Genomic DNA, 10,321 nt, shown 5'->3' with positions numbered 1-10,321 from the left:
GCGGCTGCAAAATGTAAAATCGGCAACCTGGACAATGACGATGAAGACAGACGTTAAAGGGGAATCACCAATAAAGATTCAAGATTCAAAAGACCATAATTACTGGTCCAAAGACAAAGGCTCCCGGATGGAAAGGTATCTCATACCTAAGGATAAAAAGACCAATGGGGAGCTTCGTGAAATTTCAATTCGCCCGGTTGGTAAACCCGGCGTGCAGCTTTTTCACAGGAGTAGCCATTACATTCGTCAAAAGACAGCCAGCTCCGCCAATGAACCCAATTTTGCCGCTATGTTAAAATTGAGGAACTTCCGAGGTCAAGCCGACCAAGATCTGGGCTTTACAAAAATCGACGGAAAAACAGCCCGCGGTTTTGAAGTTGACATGAAAAAGATCGCACCCGATTCCTTTCCTGGAACCATGCGGTTGTGGGCCGATGTCGACACCGCCTTGCCTTTACGCTGTGAAATGATAATTTCCAATATGCTGCCTGGAGTTGATATGATTCACAAACTGGAAAACTTTGAGTGGGATGTCCCATTGGATGACTCGCTGTTTGTGGTCGATATTCCCGACAATTTCAAGGAGCTCAAGGGACCACCGGAGAAGAGCGAAGCGGAAAAAGAGAAGCAAATTGTCAAAGCGCTGCAAATCTATTCCAAAGAGATGGGAGAGTACCCACAAGTCAAAAAGATTTATCCAGATGCTCTGATAAATGAACTACACAAGCGAACCGACTACTACGATAAGTTATTCAAACTTAGCACTAAGATGCAAGAACTCCAGAAAAAACTATCTAAAGAAGGCCATCCTGAAAAGATCGTAGATCATGAAATATCTAAAAAATACTTTGCCTTACAAAACTCGAGTGAAGAGGTTGGTGATGGCCTTCGTTATCTTTTCCAAAAGCAAAAAAGCAAGTACTTCACGCAGGAAACCGAGCAGGACTTGCAATACTACGGACTCCAGGTCAAGCCGGGAGAAAGAACAAAGCTACTGCTGCGCTGGCGGCTTGATGACGGGCGGTATCGGGCACTCTTCAGCGACCTGCATTATGAAACGATCAGCCAACCGCGGCTCGACAAACTAGAGACTCCTTGAAATCGAGTCCATCCATTGCTTAAGGATTGAAGATCAGCGATCTGTTTCCCGGTAAGATAGAATCCGACATCTATCTCACCGGGATTTTTTATATGAATATCATGCATCACCTGTTGCGTTTTCTGTTTTTTCAATTCTGCTGATGTCTGAATAGAAAGACCTGATCACCAGGTAAACTATAGCTTGAAATGCTTTTAGTGACTGGTATCATAAACAGTATGATTGAACCATATCCTGAATTGATGTGCGATATAAAGCCAAAGAGGATTTTTATCTGAACAAAACCGGTCACTTTACATGTATTTGTTCCATATCAGCTTCATGAATGAACAAGGGCATGCGGGTGAAAATTAAGTTCGGTGGCACAAAGTATGATTTACCGCATGACAGTCTTGCTGTTACTCAGCCCTGTCGTATGCAGCGCACAGGAGTTGCAGTTCGAATTGTCCGCGGCCATTTCACAAATTTGGTCACCTTCACCATCCTGAAGTGCGTCCCGCACAATTGAGCAATCATATGAGCAAAGCGTTTTTTACATTTGTACTGTCGTGGCTTGTCATGAGTGGTTCCGCGCGGGCGGCAGACTGGACCGAACAGGCAGGACGCTGGATTCCGCAGAGTTATTGGAACGACGCCACCATCACGCAATCATATGCGTTTCAAGCATTCGCTGATGACAAAATCGATGGAGCGAGCAGTGTTGCCGTCGATATTGATGTGGCAGCGGACAAACCACGCAATATGGTCGAGTTGCGTTTTGAGCCGACCAAACCGCTCGATCTCTCAAAGATCGATGCCATCACTTTATCAGTGAAATCTCTGACGGCAGGAGAACTGAAACTGCGCGACATCTACCTGTGCAACCCGGGCTTTCAGAAGCTTGCGACCGTTGCTCCCACGAAACCGGTCATCCTCAAACCGGGTGAAGACTGGCGTCAGATTACTTTCGATCTAGCTGAAGCACGGATTCTGGATAAGAGTCTGCCGCCGGGCAAACAGGGAACATACGACCGGCGGGATGTCGCCACAATCTGCCTCAATTTTCTACTTCCGGAAGGGAAAGTTCACGGGCGACTGCTGTTGGATGGCCTGAAACCAATCGATGTGCCTCCCTCGCCCGTCGTACGCAAAATTTTACCGGGAGGCGGAATCAAGGTCACAACACCCCACTACCAGGTCATGATCGGACCCAACGGGTATGTTCAATCGATTCAGGCCGGGAAGTTCGATTTCTTGCAGGCCGCCCTGCCCTCTGGAAGTTCAACCTCAACGGCATCGGCGGCATTTGAGAATAACGATCCACGTCAGCGCGTTTTGAAACTGGATGCTGTTCGGCTCGAAGGTCGGACCAGAGTCGAAGCAACCGGTGACAAGCTCTCGCTGCGATACGCCTTCCGCGAGCATGATTTCGATATCGAGGTTCGTCAGACAGAGACTACGGGCGGATTGAATCTTAACTTGGTACTTGCCGATGGCGTTGTCGCCAGTCTCGACGACAGGACCGACCGCGGGCTGTTTCGCAACAAGCTGGATGAGGGACGACAGATCAGCAGCCGTCTGATGACGAATGCGGGCCCCGTTCTATTCGCCAGTCAGCATGTGGTGGGATACTCGCGCGTCGCCACAACACGTCTTCCCGGTGATATATGGGCCTGGCAGTTTCTTTCCTGGGGTTCCGGCTCGAACAAACTGACGCTACGTCCGCTGGAAAAACCAACCGCTTCCGAATCCATCGGCGTCTCGATCGGCTGCGCGAGCGACGACTTTTTATTGCCCACGGGTCAACCAGTCTCATTCGATTTGAAGGCCCGAAATTTCTCAGCCAAAGTGCAACGGGGAACGTTTTCATTTCAAATCTGCGATTATCTCACACGCGAAGTGATTGAAGAGCGCATCACACCTTTCGAACTCAACGCCGGTGATACAACATCGATTCCTACACAGATCAAGTTCGATCAACCGGGAGTGTTCCGCGGCCGTGTGAAAGTGGCTGATGAAAAAGATCACGCACGCACCGTGGAATGGGTCTTCACACACGACTTCCCGAATTATAATCCCCCTCAACGGCGCCCCGACGACTTTGATGAGTTTTGGCAGCAGACATTGAAAGAACTGGCCACCATTCCAATGGCCGCGAAATTGACACCAGTACCCGAACAAAGCGACGAACATTCCGAGGCTTTTAAAGTCAGTCTCGCCAGTTTGAATGGACGACGGTTTCATGGCTGGTACTGGAAGCCGCGAAAACCGGGCCGTTATCCCGTACGACTCGAACTCCCCAGTTCGGGCATCTACAAGCGGACCGCGGCCCAGGTGCCTCACGGTCCAAACTACTGCGGCATGTGGATCGCCATCCACGGATTGCCCGTCGAGCTTGACTACGAATCGCGGCCCGATGATCCGGCGGCATGGAATTATTGGACTCACGGAATCGAGTCGCCACAGACGTCGATGTGGCGCACGATTTATGCCAGTATGGTGCGCTCTGTCGATTTTTTAGCCACCAGACCCGAAGTCGACGTTAAACGAATCATGTCATCCGGCGGCAGCCAGGGTGGCGGGCTGAGTCTGATTCTTGCCGGCCTCGACAAACGAATCAGCTTTGCCGCACCCGCTCACAGCGGACTCTGTCGTTTGGACTGGACTGTGAAGTTCAAGCCGGGCTTCTGGCCTTTTGACATGAGTGCCAAACCAGCCGGTCAATCAGAAAAACAATTTCTGCATACGCTAAGCTACTTCGATGCGGCGAATTTCGCCACGCGCATTCAGTGTCCGGTCTTTGCAGAGGTGAGTTTGCTGGACACAGTAACGGCCAGCGGAAATCAGATTGCGGCACTCACTGGCATTCAGCCGGGACTGCTGGAACTAATCTGCGACCCCTGGCACAGTCACGCTTCGAGCATCCGCGGATCCCGCCTGAGAGCCGAGGCCATCAGTCGCTGGCTCAATCGTGAGGCACCGGTCCAAAAGCAGATCAAGCCCGCGTTACAGACGAAAAAATGAAGCTTCTTTTCTGACTCGACAAACTTTAGTCAGTACGAATTAGTGAATTCACTCAGCGAAACCCGGTCATTTAGGGATCAACACATACAAAAGACCCGTTTTCACGAAATGGCATTATTCGAATCACACCGGCGGTAAAATGAACCAGGTCGCCCCGGCCACTAGGTTTTATTTTTCGGCTGGAGTTAACGAAATTCATTCAGAAGGTACATGGGATTGGACCAGGAGATATTGAAAGGTTTCTAGCGACTGGTATCCTATACAACATACTGGAACAATATCCAGAATTTATGAATTATATGAAGCCTCAGGGGCATCATACCTGTAGAAGTCCATACAAGTGAATAACAAAGTTAAATGACAAGACAGTACGTCTAGATGAAATCAAAATCGATGCTCATAATTGTCATCACTGTTGCCGTCCGGTAAATTTGGTCGTTCTTCTGCTTCGTGATAGTCATCCCAAAACACATCAACTGAAAGATCCGATGCGATTGCTACCATTACAGATCAACATGCTGCATCTTTGTGGCGAATGGCTACCGTTTGTGGAACCTGATGATCTCGGTCTTGTTGTACGAATTGACAAGGCACGCCGTTCGCTCGTGAAGGCGACCGCTGAGGATTTCGGATTCGACCTCAACGCTTGGCACACATTCCTGACCAATCGTGAAGACTACGTGTGGTCTGACAAGCATGAAACAATTGCCGAATGCATCAAAACGGCGTTAATTGATCCAAATTGGCAAGCAGCCACACGGCACCTTTCGGAAAAGAACAGCTAGATACAAAATCGCGGCTCTGAATGAAATGCCGGACAGCATCGGAACCCTCGTTCGGCGTCTGTTTAAAATTCAATTCAACCCCCGGGGACCGGTGAACCAGGACCTTAGGTGAAAAACGGAGAAACAAATATGCAACTGCGGCCAATTCTAATTATTCTGACACTCGCTGCGACAAGTATCCTCGGTTGCAATCGTCAATCCGACGCACCAGCAGACACATCGCCGACTCAATCCGCTTCTGCAACGCCAGAGTCCAAGATACCAGCATTCACGCCTATTAACGACGCACCTACGCTTACGGAAGATTCGCTGCACGCTGTCGAACAGAAATACTCATGCCAGCTACCTGACGACTACCGTAAGTTTCTGCTGAAAAACAACGGTGGGTTCCCGTCACCAGATTGTGTCGATTTCGAGGAGGCCGGACAAAAGACAGCGTCAGATGTTTTCTGTTTCTTTGCAATTGGCGATGAACGCGCATGGGCAAGCATGGAATGGCATCACAACACTTATTCCGGTCGTCTTCCCAAAAACATGCTTCCCATTGCCCGGGATTCCTGCGGCAACCTTTGGCTGCTCTGCGTTGGCGGCGAACATGCCGGATCGGTCTTCTTTTGGGATCACGGATCGTTTGATACTTTTGATGAGACCGATTTAGCCAACTGGCCACGCGTCGCGACGAGCTTCACGAAATTTCGTGACAACCTCAGGATATTTGATGCCGCGGCCAAGAATGACGTTGTCCCAAGCCGATATGCCCTCGTGAAACAGACCACAGAACGTATGGCAAAAAAAAATGACGCTAATTTTAGCACACGCGCTAACCCGGAATTTGTTTTTCTTTGCCACTGTGACGAGGATGGCGACATATCAATGCAATTCGTCAGGTACAAAATTCACGCGGCGATAACGCATACGTGCGGATACTCTCGCTTGCGTGCAATCGAAGGCGTGATCAAAGAAGGTCAAACGCGGTTACCCGAATAAATGGCCACATAACAATTGGTTGCGTCGTACCCTCATTCGGCCTCTATTTCAAAATCCAAACCAACTCCCGGGCCCGGTAAACCAAGCCAATATGTGCTCTCAAGTATGAAAAAAATCAACGTCATAGGAACCAGCGGTAGCGGAAAAAGCACATTCGCTAAAAAGCTATCAAAGAAACTTGGCTATCCCTATATAGAAATGGATGCAATCTTTTGGGGAAAGGATTGGTTCTGGCCCAGTGATGACGAGTTCTTTAAGAATCTTGAACAACGTTTAAGTGTCGATCAATGGGTATTAGATGGAAATTATACCCGCACGGTTTCAATCAAATGGAAAGAAGTTGATACGATCATCTGGATTGATTACAGCCTGCATAGAACACTCTACCAGGCACTGAAACGTGCAATCGTGAGATCGTGCACCAGGGAAGAACTATGGCCAGGCACTGGCAACAGGGAGAGTTTCAGAAAGCTTCTTTCAAAAGATTCCATACTGCTATGGACCATCAAGACGTATCACAAAAACAAGAAAAAGTATTCAAAATTAGCTGAAAATCCGGAATACAGAGAGATCAATATTGTTCGATTGAGATCACCCAAAGAATGCCAAAAGTATTTAAGCGAAACAGGCACATAACAAGCACCTGTTGTCTGAACGGTCGTCAGCATAACTGATCAATCCGATAGCCGCCTTGCGACACGACTAAGCAACCCCTACACCCCACACACACGTCATGCCTAAGACATGTCAAAAACGAACGGTTTCGTGTACACCTTATTTGGTCACATGAGATCAGGTTCGAATAGATGCGGACATAATAACAGGGTAAGAAATCAAGAATGACGGTTTCACGAGCCTGAAACCCATGGCCTGCAGTACTGAGGAGGTCGGATATTTCTATATTGCACTCTTGTCCCTGGTTTGTTGAGGTCAGAGAGGTGGATGAAAGTAAAGAATAACAGCCTGCGTGATATATAAACCTTTAGTTGTTTGCACAGGTTATGGACAATAAACCTCACTGAACAGTGTACTTAAAAGCACATTGTTAGGTTTTTTATGTATACTTTGCTATATGTACTTTTACTTCAATAGTGCTATTTTGGTTGTTTGAGAGAGTATGTCAAAAAAACAACACCTTGGTAATTCTGTTAAATTTGGAAGAACAGGTGCTTTTTTTGTGGTAATATTTTGTTTTTTCGGATATTGATGGTTAGGTTAATTGAGAATAGGCGCCTTGCGCAGATCGGTTTTGCCATCTGTGGTCGTCTGGAATTTAACAAAATGGAGCGTTGATCGAAGTGAAAAAGGGAGGGTTTTCGACCCTTGTTTGAGAGATTCGGTCACGTTTTATTACTGAATATGACAATGTTGTCCCCACTTAAAAAACGAACTTAAAAACGCACTTACTGATAGACCATACTAACTGAGGAGTTGACAGGATGCTGCTAACAAACTGGCTTGGTACTCTTACATCACACATCAAAAGACGCCCCCTGTTTCGATCCCGCGATCGCCGTGACATTCGCCGTCGCTGGAACGCGGCTGTCCACAATCAAATCTCCACGACAGAAGTCTTGGAAGACCGGACGCTGTTGACCACCTTTTTTGTGGACGACGATTTCAATGGTTTGACGAATGGTGATATCATCGCCGGTACGGATACAGATCCCGTCACTATCGGAGATCAGAATGCCGTGTTTGGCACAACTGCCTTTGATACGATTCAAGATACGCTGGGCTTTGTCGCATCAGGTGATACCATCATGGTGGCAGCCGGTGTTTATAACGAGGTCGGGACTCTAAATATTGTTGACTCGATTTCAATTATTGGTGAAGGCAAAGATGTCGTAGAAATTCGCAAGGCAGGAGCTCCTATTAATAGCTTCGATGAAGCGATTAGTATTTCAGCAGATGATGTGACGATTTCAGGGGCACAACTAGGGTGGGAAACTCATACTGGTGCCACCGATTATATGGGATATGTTGTTTCAACAACCGGCGATGATACAACACTCAATGATTTGTTATTCAGCGATAATTATCGTAGTGCAGTCGTCTTTCAAGGCGCTGACAATCTGGAAGTCTCCGATTCCATCTTCGAAGGGAAATTCGGGCGCGGTGCCATTCGGGATGGAAATGCCGGGAGTGGTGAAAACTTTCTGATTACCCGTAACGAATTCCGTGAAGACCATTTTCGCTGGGGCCCCATTGCCATTGGTCCACAGGGGACATTTAGCGATCCTAATGACTTCGCCTTCAGTGGTGAAATCTCATACAACTACTTTGCCAACGGTCTCCTTCCAGGAAGCTGGTGACCAGAACTATACTGTCGCGATTACGAATCAGGGTATGACAGGCGACGGTATTGATATTATCCATAACACATTTGACTGGCAGGATTCCTCTGTCACAAACGGCGATGGAAATTTTGCTCAACCAGGAGGGATCTTCTATGATCCCACACTTTCTATCCCTGCGAATTCGATCAATATCGTGGACAATATCTTTACCGGGTTTACCTATGACGGTCCACAGCCAACCGCGCCAACCACGGGTCCCTTATGGAGTCCGGCAGGAGGCGTCTTTGGCGGGGCACTCGAGTTTGATGGTGTCGATGACTTCGGTACTTTTCAAAGTAATCTGTTTGATGTGGGGACAGCAGGCACGCTGAACCTCTGGGTCAATATGCACGATCAAAGCCAGCGAAATCAATTTTTCGAAGGTTTGAATAGTGCTGGTTTTGAATTCCAGTTTCGTGAAAACACTGGGGGACAGTTCTTTGGAAGCCCCGGACGTGCGGGCAATGGCGGTGGTAACTTTGCCATTCAAGACGGAGGTGCGGGCGGGACAGAAAACGTCTGGCAGAACCTGCAATACACGTGGGACTTTAATGCTCCTGTAAATCCGCAAATGCATATCTATATTGATGGCGTCGAGGTTGCCTATCTAAGTACGACTTTCGATTCTGACCTCACCCAGTGGGTGTCCGTTGTCAGTTCTGTCAATCAATTAATCACTGTCGGACGGGATGCCAGTGCTTCTTCAGGCCGATATTTCGATGGTCTAATGGATGACGTCGGCTGGTTTAATGCCGCATTGGATATGACAGATCGTGACGACATTCGTAACAATGGTGTTGCATTTTTAGCTGCTGATCCACGTCTTGTCGCCCATTGGGACTTCGATCAATCAACGGGCAGTAGTGTCATTGATAATAAAAATGGCATCGTCATGACATTGACAACAGATCTCGCTCCTCCTGTGTTTGTAGCGGGTGGGCAATTTGGTGGCGCGTTGCAGTTTGACGGGGTCGACGACTTTGCCACCTTCCGGGACGCTTCTTTCGATGTAGGCGAAAAAGGGACCTTAAATATTTGGGTCAATATTTCGGATATCGGCAAACGGAATAACCTGTTTGAAGGTCCCGGCGATGGTGGCATGGAATTCCAATATCGAGATAACGGCGGTGGACAATTCTTTGGCCGCACACAAGATAATGGAGAGTTCGTCATTCAGGACGGTCCTGTCGGGGCAGGAATAGAAAACACTTGGACGAATATCCAATACACGTGGGATGCGTCAGTTGGTGAAATGCGAATTTACCTGGATGGTGTCGAGTTAGCCTACCTGGCTGGTTTTGATCAAAACATGACTGGTTTTGACAGCAGCAACTTCACAGAGACCATCAACGGTTTAATGAGCGTCGGACGTGACGTTGGTAGTTCAGACCGTTTCTTTGAAGGGTTGATGGACGACATCGGCTGGTACAATGACGTACTAAACCAGACAGACCGGGATGCGATACGAGCCGCCGGTGTTGGCGCTGATCCGAGACTTGTCGCACACTGGAATCTGGATGATGCACCAGGTACGCTGATTGCCTCTGGCGATAGCGGAACGAACATCGATCTGTATATTCAAAATGATCCACCGGGGCTACCCATTCAAGGGTTTGCAGTCATTGCTCCTTTGGATGCCTCCATTTTAAACAACGTCTTCTTTGATAATGATAGTGAAACCAACCAGGTGTTGTTGGATCCATCAAATTCCGTTGGTGTCGATCCGCTCTTTGCACGCGATCATGATCCACTGTTTGTGCCTACCACATCTTTAGAAGAGATCTACACTGTGGGCCTTGGTTCTCCCGCGGCCTTTATGTCAACCGACGTAGCCGCTGATCCAGCGACGACATCGCCACACATTGGGGCCTATCAGGACATTCCTCTGTTTGGTACCGGTGATATTCTCATTAATGGTACCAACGCTGATGACTTGATCGAAATCGTTTTCAGTGATGCCAATACAGCGATCATGACTCTGACAACAGGTGTGGGCACGGGAAGTCCCGTTGTCACAACACCCATTGTGTTGACTAACATTACCTCATTCACCTTCAACCGATATTTCCCATTTGGGTTGAGCCAGGAATCGATCCAGGCTCGAATCA

General features: G+C 48.1%; 7 protein-coding genes. All 7 read left to right on the top strand.

The annotated features are described in order from the left end of the window. The coding region (locus Q0668_RS17995) for a hypothetical protein (protein WP_298867155.1) at positions 1-1,099 on the top strand (1,099 nt) is incomplete at its 5' end. A 516-nt stretch (positions 1,100-1,615) separates the two neighbouring features. Then, positions 1,616-4,102 carry an acetylxylan esterase gene (locus tag Q0668_RS17990; RefSeq protein ID WP_298867153.1) on the top strand — a complete coding sequence of 829 codons (2,487 nt, stop codon included), beginning with the start codon at positions 1,616-1,618 and terminating at the stop codon, positions 4,100-4,102. A 488-nt stretch (positions 4,103-4,590) separates the two neighbouring features. Continuing rightward, a complete protein-coding gene (locus Q0668_RS17985; protein WP_298867151.1) occupies positions 4,591-4,887 on the top strand; it encodes a hypothetical protein in 297 nt (98 codons plus the stop codon). A 108-nt stretch (positions 4,888-4,995) separates the two neighbouring features. Next, the gene (locus Q0668_RS17980) at positions 4,996-5,874 is read left to right on the top strand and encodes an SMI1/KNR4 family protein (RefSeq protein WP_298867149.1); all 879 of its coding nucleotides are present in this window, start codon (positions 4,996-4,998) and stop codon (positions 5,872-5,874) included. A gap of 105 nt (positions 5,875-5,979) precedes the next feature. Then, on the top strand, positions 5,980-6,510 hold the full coding sequence (locus Q0668_RS17975; RefSeq protein WP_298867147.1) for an AAA family ATPase: 531 nt from the start codon (positions 5,980-5,982) through the stop codon (positions 6,508-6,510). Positions 6,511-7,313: 803 nt separating this feature from the next. After that, a complete protein-coding gene (locus Q0668_RS17970; protein ID WP_298867144.1) occupies positions 7,314-8,189 on the top strand; it encodes a hypothetical protein in 876 nt (291 codons plus the stop codon). Further along, positions 8,119-10,321 (top strand): LamG-like jellyroll fold domain-containing protein (locus Q0668_RS17965; RefSeq protein ID WP_298867142.1); only part of this gene is annotated, 2,203 nt, incomplete at its 3' end. The genes Q0668_RS17970 and Q0668_RS17965, both read left to right, overlap by 71 nt.

Origin of the sequence: uncultured Gimesia sp., from assembly GCF_937910335.1 — a bacterium.
Taxonomy (GTDB): Bacteria; Planctomycetota; Planctomycetia; order Planctomycetales; family Planctomycetaceae; genus Gimesia.
The sequence above is the reverse complement of the archived record's forward strand: the minus strand, read 5'-3'. Positions and strand labels throughout refer to the sequence as shown.

Excerpts from the sequence above, each read along its gene's own strand:
- Q0668_RS17990 (WP_298867153.1), top strand. The coding sequence starts at position 1,616 with ATGAGCAAAGCGTTTTTTACATTTGTACTGTCGTGGCTTGTCATGAGT.
- Q0668_RS17985 (WP_298867151.1), top strand. The coding sequence starts at position 4,591 with ATGCGATTGCTACCATTACAGATCAACATGCTGCATCTTTGTGGCGAA.
- Q0668_RS17975 (WP_298867147.1), top strand. The coding sequence starts at position 5,980 with ATGAAAAAAATCAACGTCATAGGAACCAGCGGTAGCGGAAAAAGCACA.
- Q0668_RS17970 (WP_298867144.1), top strand. The coding sequence starts at position 7,314 with ATGCTGCTAACAAACTGGCTTGGTACTCTTACATCACACATCAAAAGA.